The organism is Myxococcus llanfairpwllgwyngyllgogerychwyrndrobwllllantysiliogogogochensis (assembly GCF_006636215.1).
Lineage (GTDB): Bacteria > Myxococcota > Myxococcia > Myxococcales > Myxococcaceae > Myxococcus > Myxococcus llanfairpwllgwyngyllgogerychwyrndrobwllllantysiliogogogochensis.
On record NZ_VIFM01000213.1, the window covers coordinates 1 to 19,788 of the forward strand.

Genomic DNA, 19,788 nt, shown 5'->3' on the forward strand with positions numbered 1-19,788 from the left:
GTTGGGGGAGATGGGGCCGGGGTTCGCGACGGGGACTCCGTACTCCTCGTTGTTGCTCGTGCCCGCGAGGGACTCATGGGAGCGAGAGGGTCCACCCCGTCCTCCAGGCCGAGCGACGGTGATGCGCTTGATGAACTCCTGGTCCACGTTGACGCCCGCCACCGTGCTTGCCACGTCGATGATTTGCCGTGTGCCAGGAGGTGACGTCCTGACGACCTCGATGCCTTCGCCGCGAGAGTCATCGGGAAGCAGGCTGGCGTCGGCGCGCTGGGTTCGCCCTGCCTGGACGCGGACCTGGTGCCGGATGCTGGGATAGAACTGCTTGCCCGCGAAGCGCAGGGTGTAGACGCCCGGTGGAAGCGTGGTCATCCGGTAGCTGCCCCAGGTGTCGGTCTTCGCTGACCAGGAGCCAGACTGCTGGAGCGAGGTCGCGGTCACCTCCACGTCGACGAGAGACTTGTGACTGCGTGAGTCGATGACCGTGCCGATGAGGGTGCCCGTGGCCTTCCGTGCCAGCGCGGGCAGGGCGAACAGCAGCAACAGGCTACACAGCACACCGCGAATGACTGGCGTCATGACGTCCACCTCGGAGCTTGGAGAGGTGTCCATCGTCCGTGAGTCGCACCGCGTGAACCGCACGTGCGCCTCTTTGCTGAGTCATCGTTTCGTCATGGGGCGCTCCACATGCTTCTCACGCGGCAAGGACCTGTCCCGGTGTCGTCCTTCCTCTTCACGAGTGGAGGCCGGGGATGCTCTGGTGCGGCGTCCTCTTGGGGTCAGGAGCTTTCATGCGACGTGGTTCGCGGTCCATCTCGGCGTTCGTCGTCGTCCTTGTCGGCCTGCTCGCGGCGGGGCCCGCGGTGGCGCAGGGCTCGCTTCGTGAGCGCATCGACGCGTTCGTTCGCGCGGAGCAGAAGCGTCAGGGGGTGGTGGGGCTCGCGGTGGGCGTCGTGCAGCATGGGCGCGTCGTCCTGGCGAAGGGCTATGGCTCCGCCAACCTGGAGCACCGCGTCCCGGTGGGGACGGACACGCTGTTCCAGTCAGGCTCCGTGGGGAAGATGTTCACCACGATGGCGGTGATGGCCCAGGTGGAGGCCGGCCGGATTTCGCTGTCGGACTCCATCACGAAGTACTTCCCCGACGCCCCGGCCTCGTGGGCGCCCATCACCGTGCGCCACCTGCTGAATCACACCTCCGGCATCCAGGACCTGGAGGGCCAGCTCGACGAGCGCAAGGACTACACGGACGAGGAGTTCGCCCGGTTCATCTACGCGCTGCCCCTGGATTTCCCCGCGGGCGTGCGGTGGAGCTACAGCAACTCCGGCTATGTCCTCCTGGGCCTCCTGGTGAATCGCGTCGCGGGGACGCCCTACGGCGAAGTCCTCGCCACGAAGGTCTTCAAGCCCGCGGGGATGAAGACGGCACGCGGCATCAGCGAGGCCGACGTCATCCCCAACCGCTCCTCCGGTTATCGACTGGTGGGCAGCGAGGTGAAGCACCAGACCTGGGTCTCCCAGTCCCTCAACACCACGGGAGATGGGTCGCTCTACTTCTCGTTGAAGGACATGCTGGCGTGGGACGCCGCCGTGCAGCAGCGCTCCTTGCTGAGCGAGGAGAGCTGGCGCGAAATCCTGTCCCCCGCGCGGCTCAACAGCGGGGCCACCCAGCCGTATGGGTTTGGCTGGCAGCTCCTGGAGCGCAACGGAAAGCCCCTGCATCAGCATGGCGGTGCATGGCAGGGTTTCCGCACCGTCTACTCCCGCTTCCTCGGGGACTCGCTGTCCATCATCGTGCTGGCCAACACGAATCGGGCCAGCCCCGCGAGATTCGTCGAGGGCATCGCCGCCATCGTCAACCCCGCGCTCGCCGTGCCGAAGCTTGGGCCCATCGAGGATGGTGAGCCCCAGGTCACCGCCCAGCTCACGGAGTTGCTCGAGGATGTCCGGATGGGGACCGTGGACCGCACCCGCTTCGCGTATGCCCCGAAGTGGCTTGTCGACGAGGCGCTGCCGCACTTCCGCGAGCTGCTCGAGCGCCTGGGCGCCGCGGGGCCCCTGGTGCTGGCCCAGCGGGAGGTGGTGGGCGATGACCGCGTCTACACGTACCTGGTGCGCTTCGGCGCGGATACCCATGTCTACAGGGTGGCGCTCATCCCGGACGGCCGCGTGACGGTCCTCAGCGTGAGCGAGCGGCCGAACTAGCGCGACCCTTCACCGGAGCGAACGACTCGAAGCGGTCCTGGCACAGGTGGCCCGAGGCCGCTTCGTGGAGGAGGTCGCGCGGCTCGCGGACGTCCTCGGAGGTGCATGACGAAGGAGGCGAGTGCGGCTCGGTGGAGCGCCGCGCCGGGGGCTTCTGGGGACCTCGACGCTGGGGATGGGATGGAGCCGAAGCGTCATCGACATGCCAGGCATGGCGGGGGAGAAGTTGTACCGAGGGGGCGCGTGGATGACGGGGGGCTCCTCCTTCACGGGCTCGGGCCTGGCCTCGGCATCGGGCCTGCCCTTGGTCGCGCGGGAGTCGTTGCCCTGGTCCCGCGCGACCGGCCGGACGACGTCGGTGCACTTGACGAACTCCTCGCTCATGTTGACGCACGTGTTCCGTGCGCCCGCGTCGATGAGGGGTGGCTTGCCGATGACCTCCAACGGCTCATCGATGGGGATGAGCGGCAGCGTGACGTTGACGCGGCGGGTGCGGTTCGGTCGCAGTTGGACGTTGTCGCGCATGAAGGGCTGGTACGGCTCCTTCTGGAACACCAGGGTGTGCATGCCGGGCGAAAGCTCGAGGATGCGATAGGTGCCCTGGGCGTCGGTGAGCACGGCGATTTCGCCCAGGAACGTGGGCGACGTCACCGTGACGACCACGCCAGCCAGGGGCTCGAGGCTCCGTGCGTCGACGACCGTGCCGACCAAGGCGCTGCTCTGGGCCAGCGCCTGCGAGGCGAGGAGCCCCAGCAGGCCACACAGCATCCGAGGAATGACAGCGTTCACGAGAGCCCACTCCTGCGATTCGAAAGGTGGCCATCATCCAGAGCGCCCGTGCCTCGCACCGCACGCGAGGCTCCAGGCTTCATCATGGTTTCGGCACGTCCTTCATTCGAGCCCGACGTCCTGGGGCCCCGAGGGTTCGTGGTCGAAGTCCATCGACTTCACCGGAGCGAACGACTCGAAGAGGTCCTGACGCTGGTCCAGTGAGGCCGCCCTGTGGATGAGGCCGCCCAGCTCGCTCACGTCGTCTCGTGCCTTCAGGGGGGCGCCCAGGCCCTCCCACAGCTCCACCAGGGCGCCGTACGTGAGCGCGCGCGTCCAGTAGGAGCCCCGCAGCTTCTCCGCCAGGGCCGCCGCCACATACGCCAGTCGTGTGGTGGGAGCCGCCGCCCCATAGCTGGCCTGGAGCGCACCGCGAGCCAGCTTGGTCTCCAGTTCCTTCGAGTCCCCACCCTCCGGCGCCTTGTAGCGGATGCGCAGCGTGCCCAGGCTCGGCGCGGGTTTGTTCAGCTTCACCTCGTAGAGCGCGGTGACTGAGTGGCCCGCGCCCACCTCACCCGCGTCCACGCGGTCGTCGCGGAACTGCTCCTTGGACAGCATCCGGTTCTCGTAGCCGAGCAGCCGGTAACGCGAGACGGCCTTCGGGTCGAACTCCACCTGGAGCTTCACATCCTTGGCCACCACCTGGAGCGTCCCCGTGAGGTTCTTCACGAAGATGCGATGCGCTTCCTTCAGGCGGTCCACGTAGGCGTAGTTGCCCTCACCCACCTGGGCCAGCCGCTCCATGAGCACGTCGTTGTAGTGGCCCATGCCGAAGCCCACGGTGGACAGGGTGATGCCTTGCGCGGCGAAGTTCTTCACTCGCGACCAGATGCCGTCCGCGTCGGTGATGCCGTTGTTGGCCACTCCGTCCGAGCAGAGGATGACGCGGTTGATGCCCCCTTCGAGGAGGTGCTCGGAGGCGATTCGATAGCCGAGTTCCATGCCCGCCTGTGCGTTGGTGGAGCCCTCACTGTGCAGCCCGTCGATGGCGGTGAGCAGGCGCTCCTTGTCCTCCGCGCTCGTGGGAGGCAGCACCTGCCGGGCCTCGGAGCCGTAGACGACGATGGAGACCCGGTCTCGCGCGTCCAGCTCGTTCACCAGCAACAGCAGGGCCCGCTTCACCAGCCCGAGCCGCTGGTCTCCCTGCATCGAACCGGAGACATCGATGACGAAGACGAGGTGGCTCGGCTTGCGCTGCGCGTCGCTCACCTCGCGAGCCTTCACGCCGATACGCAACACCTGGTAGCCCTTGCGCGCGGGGGAAGGAAAGCCCTCCACGTGGACGTTGAAGGGGACCTCGACGGGGGCCGGATAGGCATGGTCGAACGTGTTGACGAACTCCTCTACGCGCACGGCCCCTTCTTCCGGGAGTGACGAGCGCTCCAGGTAGGCGCGCGCCAGGGTGTACGAGGCGGTGTCGGTGTCCACGGAGAAGGTGGAGAAGCGCTCGTCCTCCGTGTCCACCGTGGGGTTCACCCCGTACCCCTTGAAGTACATGTCGAAGTAGTGCGCGCGGGTCAGCGGCTCGCCGCGCCGGAGTCTCCTGAGGGGCTGCTCCGACGGGACGGGATGGAGCCGCAGCGTCATCGACATGCCGGGCATCGCGGGGGAGAGGTTGTACCGAGGGGCCGCGCTCACGACGGTGAGCGCCTCCCCGATGGGCACGCCGTACTGGTCGTTCTCTTTACCTGGGGCCAGCTCGGCCAGGGATTCGAAGGACCGTGACGTGCCGCCCGAACCGGGAGCGGCGAGGCGCTTGATGAATTCCTGGTCCACGTTGACGCCCGTGGTCGTGGAGCCCTCATCGATGTCCGGAGCGGCGCAAATCTCCACCACCTCACCGAGGGGATCGGTGAGCAGCTCGACGTTGACGCGGATGGTGCGGTTCAGCCGCAGTTGCACGTCGCTCCGCGCATAGGGCTTGTACCGCTCCTTCTCGTAGCGAAGGAGGTACACGCCGGGAGGAAGCTGGGGGATGCGATACTCGCCCTGGGCGTCGGTGATGACCGTCTGTTCGCCCTGGAGATTGGGCGACGTCGCGGTGACCACCACGTCGGGCACCGGCTGACGGCTCTGCGCGTCGATGACCGTGCCGGTGATGGTGCTGCTCTGGGCCAGCACCTGCGAGGCAAACAGCGCCAGCAGTCCACACAGCATCCGAGGAATGACAGCGTTCACGAGAGCCCACCCCTGCGTTTCGAGAGGTGGCCATCATCCAGAGGGCCCACGCCTCGCATCGCACGCGAGGCTCCAGGCTCCATCATGGTTTCCGCACGAAGCGGACGTCACGGACCCCGAGGGGCCCGGCACATCAACCCCTCAGGGACGCTCGGCCTCGCGCGAGGTGCGCACCCACTCGCCGCGCTTCTCCGCGCCGGGGCCGCGCAACATCAGCCCCACCTTCCACACCACGTACACGGGCGCCCAGGCCAGGTCCAACAGGCCGCGAGGCCCCACGCCGGACACCCACCAGCCGCGCAGCACGTACGCGCCCAGGCTCATCAGTCCGAAGCCCGCCAGCGCCGACGCCCACACCGCAGTGCCACCCGACAGCCACACCAGCACCGACGCCGCCACCGCGCTGCCCACCGCCGCGAGCACCAACTGGCTCAAGGGCGGCACCAGCACGTCCATGGACAGGTCGAGCAGCAATCCACTGCGCTGCTTCAGCGCGTCCTTCAGGAGCGGCCAGCCGTGCAGCTTGCGCATCTGGCTGCGCCCACCCTCCCAGCGCTGGCGCTGCGAGCGGCTCTGCTTCTCCGCGGAGACCATCTCCCCCTGCACCTCCGCCTCCCAGGCGTAGTGCACGCGGTGGCCCTTGCGGCCCAGGCGGATGCCGTACTCCAAATCCTCCACCACGCTGAAGGCGTCGTGCGGCACCTCGCGCAGCACCGCGTGCGTGAAGCACATGCCGTTGCCGCGCAGGCCGCAGGAGACGCCCATCGCCTCGCGCCCCGACGAGCGCACCTTGTGGAACATGCCCAACGCAATCGTCATCAGCCGCGTGCGCCACGACGCCGTCGGGTTCATCACCCCGTAGTGCGCCTGCGCCGCGTGCGCGCCGTCCGCGAGCCGCCGCGCGTACGCATGCAGCAGGTTGGGGGACACCACCGTGTCCGCGTCCACCACGACGACGGCGTCAGCGAAGCCGTCCTTCTGGCTGAACTCGAAGGCGTACGCGAGCGCATAGCCCTTGCCGCGCTTCTCCGTGTCGTGCCGCTCCAGCACCGTGGCGCCCGCCTCGCGCGCCTTCTCGGCCGTGGCGTCCGAGCAGTTGTCCGCCACGACGAGGATGCGCCGCAGCGACGCGGGGTAGTCCACCGCGGACAGGTTCGCCACCGTGCGGGCGATGCCCAGCTCCTCGTTGTGCGAGGGAATCACCACGTCGAACTTGCGCGTGGGCGCGGGAGGCACCGGCGCCGCGCGCCGCCACGACAGCAGCGTCAGGAGCAGCAGGTAGCCGCACGCCACCACCACCGGCAACAGCGCCACGCACAGCGCCAGGTCCACCCAGGTCCACACCGTCACGAGACTCTCCCCCGAGCGCGCGTCAGCGCCGCTCCAGCTCCGCCAGCACCGGGAGCTTCAGGATTCGCTCCACCTGCCACTTCTCCAGGATGCGCCGACGGATGATGTCCAGCGCCACCGCCGCGAAGATGCCCATGGCGATGCCACCCACCACGCCCGCGGCGAGGATGAGCTGCACCTTCGGCTTGGACGGCTTCTCCGGAAACTGCGGCGGCGCCAGCACGCTGAAGCGGTGCTTCATCGACGCGCGCGAAATCTCCAGCTCCGTCTTCGCCTGGTCCAACCGCCGCATCTTCTCCTGATGCCGCATCACCAGCATGCGCACCCGGTCCGCCGCCACCGACACCTCCGGGTTGTCCGCCGTCGTCGGCCCGCCGAACGCCGCCGCGCCCAACAGCGGCCCCGTCGTCCCCTGCTCCAGCTCGCCCGGGTCTCCGCCGTTGCGCATGTACTCGTTGATGAGCTCGTTGAGCTCCGAGCGCAGCGCCACCAACTGCGGCGAGTCCTCCGTCAGCGCGATGATGCGCTGCTCCAGGTCCGTGATGAGCGGGTGCTGCGGCGAGTAGATGACGCGCTGCTCGGCCAGTTGGTTGCGCAGCTCCGTCAGCCGCCGTGCGCGGAACTCCTCCACGTCGGAGATGGCCCGGCGCTTGGTCTGCACCATGAACCGCATCTGCGCGAGCAGGTGGTTGGTGTTGATGCCCAGCCCCGCCTGCGCCTGGGCCTGCGCGTTGCGGCCTCCGCGCGTCGCGGCCTTGGCCTCGTCGCGCTTGCGCTTCGTCTCCACGCGCTTCACGGTGGCGTCCAGCGCGGCGATGGCCTGTTTGATTCCCTCGCCCTCGTCAATCACCTGCTTGTCGAGGATGGTGATGGCCTCCGACACCGCGCCCATCTCCGCCGCCTGCCGCATCTCCAGGAAGTTCTTCTGCGCCGCTTCCACGATGTTGAGCGCGAGCTGCGGGTCGCTCCAGTCCACGCCGATGGTGACGGTGCCCGTGCCACCCTCCACCATGACGAGCATGGCCTGCTCCAGCATGGCGGTGAGCGCGTCGCGCTTGTCGTCGTCCGACATGGGCGGCGGCGGCTTGCGCAGCAGCGTCTCCTTCAGCTTGCTCATGGGCGAGCGCTGCAGCTCCCAGTACTCCACCAGCTTCGCGTCCCGGACGATGGCCTTGATGTTGTCCGTCTTCATCACCATCTCCCACGCCGCGCGCGTGGGCTGGTCCGCGTCCACCGGAATGGAGCGGCCCGGGTTCGCCAGCGAGGCGATGATGAAGTTGCGTTGCGTCAGCATCCGCGTTTCGACGTGGTACTTGCGCGGCATGATTTTGCTGACGCCCGCCGCCAGCCCCGACACCGCGACCATCACCAGCAGCGCCAGGAACCAGTGCCGCAGCACCGCGTTCTTCACGTAGAAGACCGCGTCAATCGCGAAGCCCCAGTCGATGAGGTCCGACGGCGCGTTCGTCTCCGCCCGCTCCGGCGTGTACAGCGGAGCGGGGGCGGGAGCCCGCGGACCCCGTGGCCCGGGGGCCGGCATCGTCACGACGTCCTCCTCGCCGCGGCGCTCTTCAGGAGCTGGCCCACCCGACGGGAGAACTCATCCTGCGTGAAGGGCTTGCCCAGGTAGCCGTTGGCGCCCGCCTCCTCGGCGTGGGCCTTGTCCTCCGGCAAATCGCGCGCGCTCACCACCAGCACCGGCACGTCCGCCATGCCCACGGTGCGGCGGATGTGCTCGCACAAGTCGTAGCCGGAGATATCCGGCAGCGTCAGGTCCAGACACACGAGGTCCGGACGCGCCGCTCCCGCCAGGTGCTTGAGCGCGGCCTGGCCATTGGGCAGCTCCACCACGTCCTTGAATCCCATGGCACGCAGGTAGTCGCCCAGCATCTTCCGAAAGAAGGGCGCGTCCTCCACCAGGAGAACCGTGTGCATTTGGGGCTCCATCCGTCGTCAGCCTTTCTTCTCAGTCGCGCTCAGTGGAAGCCGAGCCGTGGCACCCAGACGATGACGCCGTAGGTGTATGCCGCGTTGAAGAGGATCACCCACAGGATGGCCTTCTTCAGTCCCCTCATCGGATTCTCATCCCTCGCCGCCATCGCGGGGAGGGTGATGGTGAGGATGAGGACGGACATCAGGATGAGCTTCGCCATGGGCCTTGAACTCAGAGGATACCAGTTTGACGAAGCGACAGGCCCAACGCCGCCGCCCACTGGAAGCGGGCCGCCGGCAACTCGGGCGAGCGGCTCCACGTCCCGCGTGTGTCGGCATCCACCGACATCCAACTGTTGAGAATCCAGGATGCCGTCACCCCGCCGGACACCAGCCGGTCGCCTGTCGCGCCGCCCACCGCGAAGGCGGTGCCGCCCGTGGTGGCCACGCGCACGCGAGGCCCCAGCGCCCACGTCCCCGTCACGGTGAGGTCCGCTCGAGGGTAGACGCGCGCCGTCAGCCGGTCCGTGAAGGGAGACACTCGCAGCCCCAACCTTCCGTCGAAGTCCGCGGTGCGGGAGGGAATCCGGTGGCCCACCGCGAGGGTGAGGTTGGGCAACAGCTCCGTGCGGGGCCCTGCGTCCGCGCCTTCCTCGCCGGGGTCCGGGTCGACTCCCGTCGCGGTGAGGGAGCGGACGATGCTGGCCCCGGCGCCGGCCTCGACTGAAGTCCTTCGCGTCATCCGCCGCGTCCAGCTCTCCGTCAGCGTCACGACGGTGTTGTTGGCGCCGGTGGAGAAGCGCGCGTGCGTCACGGCGGCGGACGTCGTCAGCGCGCTGAGCGAGGACAGCGCGTGGCTCAGCGACGTGTCCAGGCGCGGGCCGTACTGGAGGGGGACGGCTTCCCGGGCCGGGCCGTCCAGGCCGCCGCTGACGGAGAAGCCGGTGGTGGCGGACAGCTGCCAGCGCCGTCCCAGCCAGCTCGTCTCGCCGGTGAGCGAGGTGGCGGAAGAAACGAAGTGGACGGTGTCCGTCTCCGGGAGCGGCTGGAGCGGACCGCCGCCCACGGGCGGGCGCAGCGGACCGTCCGGGTCTATCGGGTCCGGGTCGAAGTCCGGCAGCGCGTCCGTGGTGAGCAGGTTGACGCTGCCCACCACCAGCTCCTCGCTCAGCCGGAAGGACAGGCCGCGCTCGGGACGCCAGAGGGCGGCGAAGCGGCCCACGTGCTGCACTTCGGTGCGCGCCTGGGCGGTGACTTCGCGCAGGCTGATGCGCGGGGCGTAGTCCAACTGGAGGGTGGTGTTCCCCTCGCGCCGCTCCAGGCCCAATATCGGCGTGAAGTCGGTGTCACCGGCGACGGCGGGCGCGTCCTCGGCGGGGTCCTCGTTGGAGCGCACGCGCGAGTCCACCCGCACCGACGCGGTGTAGGTGATGGCGGTGGAGGAGACCTCCAGCCACATCGCGGTGAGCGCCGCCCCCAGCACCGCTCACTCCACCACCACCACGTCACCAGGGCGCAGGCGGAAAGTCGGCGCGCGCCCCTCGGCGTGGATGAGGTCCTGGTAGCGGAAGCGGATGCGCAGCGGGCCCTGTCCGTCCTCGTGACGCATGACGAAGATGCGGTCCTGGTGCGCGTACTCGGTGAAGCCGCCCGCGCCGGCCAGGGCCTGCAGGAGGCTTGCGCCCACGTCGATTTCCAGCGGGCCAATGCGGTTGACCTCGCCCACCATGGTCACCTTGATGGGGCGCGCCATCTCCAGCGCCACGGTGACGACGGGGTGGTTGATGTAGTCCTTCAGCCGCGTCTGGATTTGCTGCGACAGCATGGCGGGGCTGTGGCCCGCGGCCTCCACGTCGTCCAGGAACAGCAGGCTGATGCGCCCGTCGTCGCGCACGCGCGCCTGCGTGGTGAGCGACTCCTGGTTCCACACGCGGATGTTGAGCAAGTCGCCCGCGGCGATGCGGTAGCTGGCGTCGGGCGGGGGCGGCTTCTCCTGGTACTCGTCCACCCAGGTGTACTTGCCCAGCCCGCTGCACGCGGAGGCCACGACGAGCAGCACGGCGCACGCGAGGACGCGCGGCGGGAGGTGGAGCGCGGGGCGATGGGTGCGGGGCAAGGACGACATGGGCTCTGACGGTTTCCTCTAGGGAGTTGGGGCGACGGCGATGACGGCCGGCTCCGGTTCGGGGTTGCCACGGCGGCGCGCGAGCTTCACCACCGAGAGGACTTCACCCGGCTTCACCGCGCCGAGCGCCAGGACTCCGAAGACATACAGCGTGGCCTCCACGCCCAGCCGGGGCCAGTCCTCAAGCGAGAGGAGCACCGTCCTGTCCAGCGCGACGATGGCCACGCAGACCACCGCCGTCTTGGCCACCCTGACGAGCAGCCGGCGGTCCACCGCGGAGCGGCCCATGCGGCCCAGCATGATGATGGTGATGACCACCTCCATCAGCAGGAGGGAAATCGCGGTGCCCGCCGCGCCGCCGCCGTCGCCGTAGGCCGCGTGCATGCGCGGCACCAGCATCAGGTTGAGCAGCGGGTTGAGCAGCAGGCTGCCGAAGATGCTGGTGCCCGTCACCCACCACTCGCGGTTCGTCATGGTGAGCCAGGCGCCGCACGTCATCGTCACGAAGGCGAGGACGAACAGGGGCGACTGGAGCCGCAACAGATTGACGGCCAGCGAGTAGTCCTTGCCGAGCAGGCCAATCCACAGGGGCGCGCCCATGACGATGAGCATCATCATGGGGACGGTGACGGCGAGCGTGCCCTCCAGCGCGCGGCGGGCGATGGCGCTGACTTCTTCTTCCGAGCGCGCGGCGGCGCGGGACATCAGCGGCAGGAGCACCCAGCCCATGACGGGGTTGAGGGCGAAGGTGACGTTGGAGATGCTCCACGCGGCGCTGTACCAGCCGACCTCCTCGTGGTTGCCGAGCATCCCCAGAATCATGATGTCCAGCCGCCCGTTCGTCGCGAGCGCCGCGGCGGTGAGGAAGTAGGGCAGGCCCGCCTTGAACACCCGCCACGTGGCGGGGAAGTCCACGCGGAACACCAGCCCCATGTGCTGGCGCGCCAGGTGCCAGCCCACCGCCAGCTTGATGGCCTCCGACGCGACGACGGGCACCGCGAGCCACGGCAGGGGCAGGCCCATGACGCCGACCGCGAACAGGCCGCCGCCCCACACCAGCTTGGTGACGACGTTGGAGATGGAGAGTCCGGCGACCTTGCCCTTGGCGTGCAGCAGCGCCGCCATGGACGCGTTGCACATGACGAGCAACTGCGCGGCGCCGAAGACGTAGACGAGCGCGCGCATCTCCGGCGGGTCGTCCCGGTAGTTCATGACGAGCGCCAGCGCGCCCATCAACACGCCCGTGAGCACCAGCCGCACCAGCATGGAGGCGCCGAAGAAGTCGCTGGCGTGTTCGGGCCGGCGCGACACCTCCTTGCGGATGTACATCTCCAGGCCGAGATTGGTCGCGATGAAGAAGATGGCGGAGAAGCTGTCCGCCCAGTTGAAGCGCCCGAAGGCCTCCGGGGACAGGTAGTGCGTCAGCAGGGGACGGATGCCGAAGGCGATGGCATACGTCACCAGCAGCGAGCCGCCGAGCTGCAGGCCGTTGCGCACCGCGCCCATCGCCTCATGGGAGCGTTCACGCTCCTGGGCGTCATGCTGAGAGGATTCGCTGTGGGTCGTCACGGTGGGAGCGGGCGCTCCGGCAATTGGCCGGCCAGCCCGTGTGCATAGAAGACGAGCGGGAGCGGCGCGTCAATGCCGCCCCCGAGGAAGTCAGGCCGCCTGGAAGCCTAGCTGGCCCCGCGCCCCGTAATCACGACGGGCACCGTCTGGAGCAAGAGGCGCAGGTCGCTCGTGAGGGTCCAGTGGTCGATGTACTGCATGTCCAGGTACATCCACTCCTCGAACGAAATCTGGTTGCGGCCGGAGACCTGCCAGATGCAGGTGAGGCCCGGGCGCACCGACAACCGGCGGCGCTGCCACGTCTCGTATTTGGCCACCTCGTTGGGCACGGGCGGACGCGGGCCGACGATGCTCATCTCGCCGCGCAGCACGTTGATGAACTGGGGCAGCTCGTCGATGGAGAACTTGCGGATGAAGCGACCGATGCCGGTGATGCGCGGGTCGTTCTTCATCTTGAAGACAGGGCCGGTCTGCTCGTTCTGCGCGGCCAGCTTCTCCTTCAGCTCCTCCGCGTTCACCACCATGGAGCGGAACTTGAGCATGTAGAACGGCTTGCCGTTCTGCCCGACGCGGTACTGCTTGAAGAAGATGGGGCCCTTCGACGTGAGCTTCACCACGAGCGCCACGAAGCCCAGCAGCGGCAGCAGCATCCACAGCGCGACGGCGGACACGCAGATGTCGAACAGGCGCTTCATCGCCATCTGGTGCGGCTTGGGGCTCACCGCCGCGAAGTGCAGGAAGCCATCCGCCACCGCGCGGCTGTCCACCGGACGCGCGCGGTCCAGGCGGAAGCTGTGCGCGGGCAGCGCGAAGGGGACGCCGAAGCGCTCGGCCAGCTTGATGGACGCCTGCATCGCCTCGCCCTGCTTGAGCGTGTTGCCGGCGATGTAGACTTCGTCCACGGCGGTGTTGCGCAGGATGTGCTCCAGGTCATCCACCGTGCCCAGCACCTTGGCGGGCAATTCACCGATGGAGCCCGTGTCGTCGTGGAAGCGCACGTAGCCAATGAGCTGACGACGGCCGCGGCGCGCCAGGTCCTCGCCGGAGTAGCGGCCCATGGCGCCCGTGCCGACGATGACCACCGTGTCCGTGGGGCGCTCCTGGGAGGCCACCGAGCGGAAGACGAACAGCCGCAAGAGCAACGCCACGGGCCAGAAGAGGATGAGCAGCGGGGCAAGGCCGGGGACCTTCATCGTCTCCGGCAGCGCCAGGTGCACCACGGCCAACACCGTGACGACGGCCAGCGTCGTCACCGACACGAGGGCCACGTGGTCCAGCTTGCTGCGCTCCGCGAAGCGCGAGTCGTACAGACACAGCGCGGTGCCGGTGATGATCCACACGATGAGGGACGCGATGACCAGCGCGGGCAACAGCCAGCCGGGCTGGGCCCATAGCAGCCCGTCCAGCCATGCCGAGGCCGTCAGCACCGCCGACATCAAGACCAGGTCTACGGTGAGGTTCAGCTTGGCCGCGAAGCCGGGCGCAAGCTTTGGCCCGGGAACCAGCTCTTCCGCCGCGCCCCCCACATTGCCCTGAGCGGATGCCGACCCAGGAGCACCGACCGCCGCACCAGTACTTGCGCTGCTCATCGTGTCCACCCCCCTCTACCCGCCCACTGAGTGTTCAGTTCCGGTAGAGGATGCCGTTGAGGCTGAAAATCTTCAAGTCGGAAAGAACTGCTTTTTGCCATGCTTGTGCGGCGCGTTGCAACCCCCCGCACTGTGAGTAAGACGTGACATGGTGTGAAATCTTTGGATCATCCGACTCTCGTCGCATCTCAGGGGGTCCCAGCGAACACCGGGAGTCGCCCCTTCGCTTCCCCGCGCGAAGGTGACGTCCCCCAACACATTGCATCTACGGTGCCGGTCTGACGCGAACGGTACGGAGCGCGTGGGTGGGATGGATGCATGGGGTCAGGGTCCAGGAGTTTCGCGGGGTTGCGCGGATTCCAGCCGTTCCGGGTGGGTGTGGACGTTGAAGCGCCCGTTCCGGACGAACGTCGCCAGCGTCACGTGGGAACGCAGCGCCAGGTCGATGGCCAACGTGCTGGCCGCGGAAACACCCGCAATGACTGGGATTCTGGCCATGACTGCCTTTTGGACGATTTCAAAGCTGACGCGTCCGCTGACGGCGAGCAGCACGGGCTGACGCGTCAGGGCGACGGGCGGCGCGGGGACTGCGCGCGAGGCCCTGGCCAGGACGAGGGCGCCCACGACCTTGTCGACGGCGTTGTGGCGGCCCACGTCCTCGAAGGACGCCAGCAATTGGCCCTCGGCGTCGAGCGCGGCGGCGGCGTGGACTCCCCCGGTCCGGGCGAAGTTTCGCTGCACGTCGCGCAGGCGCTCGGTGGCGCGGGCCACGACTTCTGGGGAAAGCCTGGGGCCGGGCGGGAGCGGGGTGCAGCGGGACAGCAGGTCCTCCACGCTGCGCCGGCCACAGACGCCACATGCGGAGGTGGTGAGGGTGCCCCGGCGGGTGGCCTTCAGTGGATCAGGGTCAATGACAACACCTGGGGCGGGAGTGACCTCAAGCACATTGCCCCAGCCTTCCTCGCCCGGCCGGCCGCAGTGGGAGAGGGTGCCCAGGTCGTCCGCGCTTCGGATGAGGCCCTCGGCCAGCAGGAAGCCCACGGCCAGCTCCCGGTCATGTCCGGGTGTCCGCATGGTGGTGGCCAGGGCTTCGCCGTTGACGCGCAGCTCGAGCGGCTCCTCGACGGCGATGGTGTCGTCCTCGGCGGGGAGGAGGGTGGCGCCGTTCCAGCGTCGCACCGGACGAGAGGCCACGCCCCGCGCATCCTGGGGCGGCAGTGGCGCGCGTCGGGGCGGGCGCAGGTGTTCGAGGAGGGCGTCCGCGATGGCGCGCGTGTCGACCGGTGACAGCAGCCGCGCGGCGGAGGGGCTCGACACGAGCGCGTCCGTGACGAGGGCGAAGACCTCCGGACGGGAGGAGGCGAGGGGCGGGCCCAATCCCTCGCGCCACACCTCCAGCTTGGGGAGGGGGCCGTCCTTCCAGCCTTCCACCAGCGCGAGGTCCAGGGTGCCCGCGAGGCGGATGAGCAGCTCCGGAAGGGCCTCCGTGGGGGCGGTGCCGGTGGTGAGCTGCACGCCCGAGGGTGTGGCGAAGCCGGTGAGGCAGGCGCCGGCTTCCTGGAAGCGGGCCGTGTCGCTGCCCCCCCGGTGGAGCGGGTGGGTGTCCGAGGAGTGCTTCACGGCGGCGACGCGCAGTCCTCGCGAGGCGAGCTCCGGGAGCAGCCGCGTGAGGAGCGTCGTCTTCCCGGCGCCGGACCAGCCGACGATGCTGAGAGCGGGCACGCGGCTCATGGCTTCAGGGCTGCGGCGTGGTGGGGGCGGTCGAATGGCTCGACGGCGTTGAGAGCGGGCACATGGCTCACGGCGCGGTGTCCGGGGCTGAGTGCGCCGCATGGTGGTGGGGGCGGTCGAATGGCTCGACGGCGTTGAGCGGGCACATGGCTCACGGCGCGGTGTCCGGGGCTGAGTCCGCCGCGTGGTGGTGGGGGCGGTCGAACAGCTCCACCTCGACGAGGTCGTTCTCGTTGAAGTCGGCGCGGCCCGGAGGCAGGACGGCCCAGCCGTCTGCCTGGACGTTCTGGAGAATCTGCCCGGCGCCCTGGGGGCGCAGCCAGGCGCGAAGGCCCTCGTCGCCGTGCTCCAGCGTGGCGGTGATGAGGTAGGTGAGGCCGGCCTGCTTGTGACGGGGCTCGGACAGGCGCGCGCGAACGCGGCGGCGCGTTTCGAGCACGCCCTGATGCTTGAGCAGCAGCGGCCTCGCGAGCTGGTCGAAGGCGACGGTGGCCGCGCCCGGGTTGCCCGGCAGGACGACGATGGCGGTGTCCCCCAGGCGCGCGACGGCCACGGGCTTGCCTGGTTTCAGGGCCACTCCGTCGACGAAGAAGCGCGCGCCCAGCGCGGTGAGCACGCGCTTCACGTGGTCCTTGTCTCCTACCGACGCGCCGCCCGTGGTGATGAGCACGTCGACTCGCGGCGCGAGCTCGGTCAGGGCCTCGCGCAGGGCGTCCTCGTCATCGCGGGCCCGGGACATGTGGAGCACGTGGGCGCCCGCTTCGCGCGCGAGCGCCGCGACCAGGACCAGGTTGCTCTCGTAGACCTGATGCGCGAGCGCGGGCTCACCGGGGCGCACGAGCTCGTCACCCGTGGCGAGCACGGCCACCCGTGGCGCCGGACGCACGCGGACGGTGGTCTCTCCCTGGGACGCGAGCACGCCAAGCACGGAGGCATTCACACACTGGCCCTCGCGGAACAGCGGCGCGCCCGCGCGGACCTCCTCGCCGGTGCGGCGGATGTCGTGGCCGGGGGGCACGGTGATGAAGAGGTCCACGGTGAGGCCATCGTCCGAGGCGCGCGCGGCTTCCTGTCGCACGACGGCATCGGCACCGGAGGGGATGGGTGCGCCGGTGAAGATGCGCGCGGCCTCGCCGGGCTGGAGCGCGCGAGCGGGCAGGGCGCCCGCGTAGATGGTGTCGATGACGCGCAGCCTCGTGGGGCTGTCACGGTTGGCGCCGCGAGTCTCCTCCGCGCGAACGGCCCAGCCATCCATGGCGGAGTTGTCGCAGCCGGGCAGCGAGCGCGAGGCTCGGACGTCCGTGGCCAGGAAGCGGCCGTGGGCATCGAGCAGGGGCACGGGCTCGGGAGCCGCGGGAGCAATGGCTTCGAGCGCGGCCTGCCGGGCGGCGGAGAGGGACGTGAGCGGCATCGGGGACGCGCAGACTACGCCGCGGGCCCTGTCCGTTGTCCACGGGGCCGCGGGCCGTCTGTTCGCCTGCTGTCCTTCGCGGTGGGCCCGGGCATGGCGCCGCGCGGGATGCACCGCTTCGACATGGAGCTTCGATGCACGGCCGTGGTGCTCGGAGGCAGCGCGTGGACTCGCCGCGTCACTCCGCGGGTGACCTCGAATCGAGGGGGCGCGCTCACCTCTCCGTTCGAGGTGTGGCATTCTGAGGGGAGGGCTCTCGTGCGTGCTTCGCTGCACTCGGGATGGAACGTGTGACGTCGCGCGTGGCCGGGGGCAAGTGCCGACGTTCCAGGGGAGAGCGAGACACGAGCCATGGACCCCAACAGCGGCAGTCTCGGCAACACGTATCCGGACGTGACGCTGGCCATCATCGCGGGAGGCCAGGGACGACGACTGTCCGGTGTGCCCAAGGGCCTGCTGGAGGTGGAGGGCCGCACGGTGCTGGCGCGACTGCTCGCGCTGGCGCCCCGCTTCGGTGAGGTGCTCCTCGTCGCCAATTCACCGGAGCCCTACGCCCGTTATGCGCTGCGCACCGTCGCGGATGTGGTGCCGGACAAGGGCGCGCCCGGCGGCGTCCACGCGGCACTCTCCGCGGCTCGGACGCCCTGGGTGGTGGCGGTCGCATGTGACATGCCCTTCATCTCGCCCGATGTCCTGCGCGTGTTGCTCGACGCGCGCGGTGACGACGTGGACGCGGTGTGCTTCGACGCGGGCGGACGCGTGGAGCCCCTGCTGGCCGTGTACCGTGCCGCGCTCGCGCGGGTCTGGCGCGCGACGTTGTCCGAAGACCCGTCCCTGCGTCAGCTCCTCTCCCGCTTCCGCGCGCGACTGCTGCCCGAGTCCGCGCTGCGCGCCGTGGACCCGTCGCTGCGCTCGCTGGTGAACGTGAACACCCCCCAGGACCTCACGCGGTACGCGGTGACGCTGCCTGGCGATTAGCCCTCGTCCCGAGACACGCGCCATGAATGCGTGTCATGGCCTCGCGCCGCCCGGCGCCGTCAGGAGCGAGGCGTCGGGACGGGCTGGAGGAGGGTGGGCAGCTCCGCCAGGTCGAGCACGAGGCTGGGGCGAATCTGGCCGACGGCATCGGACATGTCCTCGCCCTGGCCCTGTACGCCCAGGCCCACGGTGAAGCGGTCGCCCACCATGACGCGGGTGGTGGCCACGACGCTGGCGCGTTTCGTGTCCGTGTTTCCCAGTTTCAACAGTGACTGGGTGGCTTCGAGCTTGAGCTGGAAGCGCTGCGAGGCGACGCCGAAGGACAGGCCGACGTCGACCCATCTGTCCATGGAGAGCTCCGGGCGCGGGCGTTCCTGGAGTACGCGCACTTGCATGGCGACCTCGAGGTTGGAGTCCGCGCTGCTCAACAGCTCCAGCGTGGCCGCGCCGAAGCCGCGCTGGATGGCGACGCCGTCTCCGTCATGTGACTTGAGGCCGGGTGTCACCCAGCGTCCGCCGACGGAGAAGAAGAGGGCGCTGGAGGCCTGGCGTGTCTCGCGGGTGCAGGCGGGGAGGCCCTGGCGAATCTTCGCGATGCCCGCCTGGCGCGCGGCCTCCATGGCCAGGCGGTAGTCCGCGAGGGCCTTCTCGAAGTCGGCGGGATTCACATGGTCGCCGGGCAGGGGCTTGTCGGGGAACTCGTAGAGGCTCGGGTCCGCGAGGACGCGGGTGATGCAGGTGTTGTAGGTGGAGCCGTAGATGCTGCGCTCGCCGAGGACGTCCACGGACAGGCCGGCCATCACCGTGGCGAAGCGTCCCTTCTCCGGGACGGCGTCCTGGAAGGGCGTGTCCTGGCCCACGCCGAGGGTGATGGCGGTGTCCTGGAGCAGGCGGGTGAGGACGGAGGCGTTCCGCGCGGCGACGGCCTCCGAGTAGAGCCGTTCGAAGCCTTCGGTGAGCAGGTAGGGGTTGAGCTGGAGCGCGAAGGACGCCTGGGTGCCGTCGAGCACCGCGCCCACGCCGCGCAGGCTGGCCACGAGGGCGGAGGGGTTGGAGGGGTGGACGACTTCTCCGGCGGTGGCGATGTCCAGTCCGGCGGCGGTCTCCGAGCCGCCTCGGAGGATGCTGGGGAAGTCGAGCTCCACGGTGCCCGCGTCCGGGGTGCCACCGTCCTGGGCGTTCGCGACGGAGGCGCAGAGGAGGAGCAGCGCGAGGAGCGCCCTCATTCCACCACCGTCCAGGTGAGGGTGATGAAGTCGGCCACCGCGCCCTGCTGGAGGGAGAAGTCGTCCCAGAGGGCTTCCTTCTGGCCCTTCTCGAAGACGAGCGTCGCGCGCTGGAGGAACCGGGCTCCCGCGCCCGTCGGGTCCGCGACGGAGAACACGGCGCGCACCCAGCCCTGGGCGGCGGTGGGGAGGAAGTCGTCGGGCAGGGGGATGGTGCCCTCGCCGGTGAAGACGTCCGAGTGGAGCTGGCGGCGCTCCTGGCCCTGCATCTTCCCGCTGACGACCAGTCGCATGGCGACGGTGTTGAGGACACCCGAGGGCCGCTCCAGCACCAGCTTCACGCCCTTCCGGTCCGCGTGTGGCACCTGGATGATGGACTCCAGCTTGTCGTTGCCTGACATGGTGTTCCCCCTCGACGGGTGATGGCGGGCTTTGCCGGCCTCACCCGGTTCATTCTAGTACCTCGGCACAGAGGTTCTGACCGATTGGTTTTGAGCGACTCAGCGTAGGACGGGCAGAAGTTCCGGGGCCAGCAGCAGTTCGATGCTGCGGGCCTGTCCGGCGCTGCGCCGGATGAGCCCCCGGCGTTCAAGCTCCAGCACCATGCGGTGGACGGTGGGAGGAGTGGTGCCGAAATATCGCTGCATGTCGGCTTCGGCGGGAGGGCGCC

At 69.3% G+C, this 19,788-nt stretch carries 18 protein-coding genes; 2 read left to right on the forward strand and 16 right to left on the reverse strand.

The features are described 5' to 3' along the window. Positions 1-576: carboxypeptidase-like regulatory domain-containing protein (locus tag FJV41_RS36225; protein ID WP_181791168.1), on the reverse strand; the 576-nt coding region annotated here is incomplete at its 3' end. Positions 577-788: 212 nt separating this feature from the next. Between FJV41_RS36225 and FJV41_RS36230 the strand changes: the two genes are divergently transcribed. Continuing rightward, on the forward strand, positions 789-2,201 hold the full coding sequence (locus FJV41_RS36230) for a serine hydrolase domain-containing protein (RefSeq protein ID WP_141647179.1): 1,413 nt from the start codon (positions 789-791) through the stop codon (positions 2,199-2,201). A gap of 9 nt (positions 2,202-2,210) precedes the next feature. On the opposite strand, the gene FJV41_RS36235 is transcribed toward FJV41_RS36230, so the two are convergent. The 12 genes from FJV41_RS36235 to FJV41_RS36285 all read right to left on the reverse strand — a co-directional run bounded on the left by FJV41_RS36235 (position 2,211) and on the right by FJV41_RS36285 (position 16,914). Continuing rightward, positions 2,211-2,990, reverse strand: coding sequence for a carboxypeptidase-like regulatory domain-containing protein (locus tag FJV41_RS36235; RefSeq protein ID WP_141647180.1), 780 nt, complete (start codon positions 2,988-2,990; stop codon positions 2,211-2,213). A 102-nt stretch (positions 2,991-3,092) separates the two neighbouring features. Further along, entirely contained in the window at positions 3,093-5,186 is a 2,094-nt protein-coding gene (locus FJV41_RS36240; protein WP_220137929.1) for a YfbK domain-containing protein, read from the reverse strand. 162 nt (positions 5,187-5,348) lie between these two features. Then, positions 5,349-6,557, reverse strand: a complete 1,209-nt coding sequence (gene epsU, locus FJV41_RS36245) for an exopolysaccharide biosynthesis GT2 family glycosyltransferase EpsU (RefSeq protein ID WP_141647182.1) — start codon at positions 6,555-6,557, stop codon at positions 5,349-5,351. A gap of 22 nt (positions 6,558-6,579) precedes the next feature. After that, positions 6,580-8,097, reverse strand: coding sequence for a PCP family exopolysaccharide biosynthesis protein EpsV (gene epsV, locus FJV41_RS36250; protein ID WP_246137634.1), 1,518 nt, complete (start codon positions 8,095-8,097; stop codon positions 6,580-6,582). Between the two features lie 2 nt (positions 8,098-8,099). Beyond that, a complete protein-coding gene (epsW, locus tag FJV41_RS36255) occupies positions 8,100-8,504 on the reverse strand; it encodes an exopolysaccharide biosynthesis response regulator EpsW (protein WP_141647184.1) in 405 nt (134 codons plus the stop codon). A gap of 29 nt (positions 8,505-8,533) precedes the next feature. Next, a complete protein-coding gene (locus FJV41_RS52620) occupies positions 8,534-8,710 on the reverse strand; it encodes a hypothetical protein (RefSeq protein ID WP_174456159.1) in 177 nt (58 codons plus the stop codon). 11 nt (positions 8,711-8,721) lie between these two features. After that, the gene (epsX, locus tag FJV41_RS36260; protein ID WP_141647185.1) at positions 8,722-9,972 is read right to left on the reverse strand and encodes an exopolysaccharide export protein EpsX; all 1,251 of its coding nucleotides are present in this window, start codon (positions 9,970-9,972) and stop codon (positions 8,722-8,724) included. 3 nt (positions 9,973-9,975) lie between these two features. Further along, a complete protein-coding gene (gene epsY, locus FJV41_RS36265) occupies positions 9,976-10,614 on the reverse strand; it encodes an exopolysaccharide export protein EpsY (protein WP_141647186.1) in 639 nt (212 codons plus the stop codon). Between the two features lie 18 nt (positions 10,615-10,632). After that, a complete protein-coding gene (wzx, locus tag FJV41_RS36270; RefSeq protein WP_246137633.1) occupies positions 10,633-12,183 on the reverse strand; it encodes an exopolysaccharide biosynthesis flippase in 1,551 nt (516 codons plus the stop codon). Between the two features lie 107 nt (positions 12,184-12,290). Then, positions 12,291-13,781 (reverse strand): exopolysaccharide biosynthesis polyisoprenyl-phosphate hexose-1-phosphate transferase EpsZ, encoded by a 1,491-nt coding sequence (gene epsZ / locus FJV41_RS36275; protein WP_141647187.1) that lies wholly within the window; start codon positions 13,779-13,781, stop codon positions 12,291-12,293. Positions 13,782-14,096: 315 nt separating this feature from the next. After that, complete coding sequence (mobB, locus tag FJV41_RS36280; protein WP_141647188.1) at positions 14,097-15,503, reverse strand: molybdopterin-guanine dinucleotide biosynthesis protein B; 1,407 nt, start codon at positions 15,501-15,503, stop codon at positions 14,097-14,099. Positions 15,504-15,654: 151 nt separating this feature from the next. Then, on the reverse strand, positions 15,655-16,914 hold the full coding sequence (locus tag FJV41_RS36285; protein WP_141647189.1) for a molybdopterin molybdotransferase MoeA: 1,260 nt from the start codon (positions 16,912-16,914) through the stop codon (positions 15,655-15,657). Between the two features lie 351 nt (positions 16,915-17,265). Here FJV41_RS36285 and mobA point away from each other — a divergent pair, with 351 nt between their 5' ends. Then, positions 17,266-17,892 (forward strand): molybdenum cofactor guanylyltransferase, encoded by a 627-nt coding sequence (mobA, locus tag FJV41_RS36290; protein WP_141647190.1) that lies wholly within the window; start codon positions 17,266-17,268, stop codon positions 17,890-17,892. 59 nt (positions 17,893-17,951) lie between these two features. Here the strand turns inward: mobA and FJV41_RS36295 are convergent, their stop codons facing one another. From FJV41_RS36295 to FJV41_RS55030, 3 genes are all read right to left on the reverse strand, one after another. Continuing rightward, the gene (locus FJV41_RS36295; protein WP_141647191.1) at positions 17,952-19,118 is read right to left on the reverse strand and encodes a hypothetical protein; all 1,167 of its coding nucleotides are present in this window, start codon (positions 19,116-19,118) and stop codon (positions 17,952-17,954) included. Then, positions 19,115-19,519 carry a hypothetical protein gene (locus FJV41_RS36300; protein ID WP_141647192.1) on the reverse strand — a complete coding sequence of 135 codons (405 nt, stop codon included), beginning with the start codon at positions 19,517-19,519 and terminating at the stop codon, positions 19,115-19,117. Before FJV41_RS36300 ends, FJV41_RS36295 begins: the two co-directional genes overlap by 4 nt. 99 nt (positions 19,520-19,618) lie before the next feature. After that, entirely contained in the window at positions 19,619-19,765 is a 147-nt protein-coding gene (locus FJV41_RS55030) for a helix-turn-helix domain-containing protein (RefSeq protein WP_368773775.1), read from the reverse strand. Between the last annotated feature and the right edge of the window lie 23 nt (positions 19,766-19,788).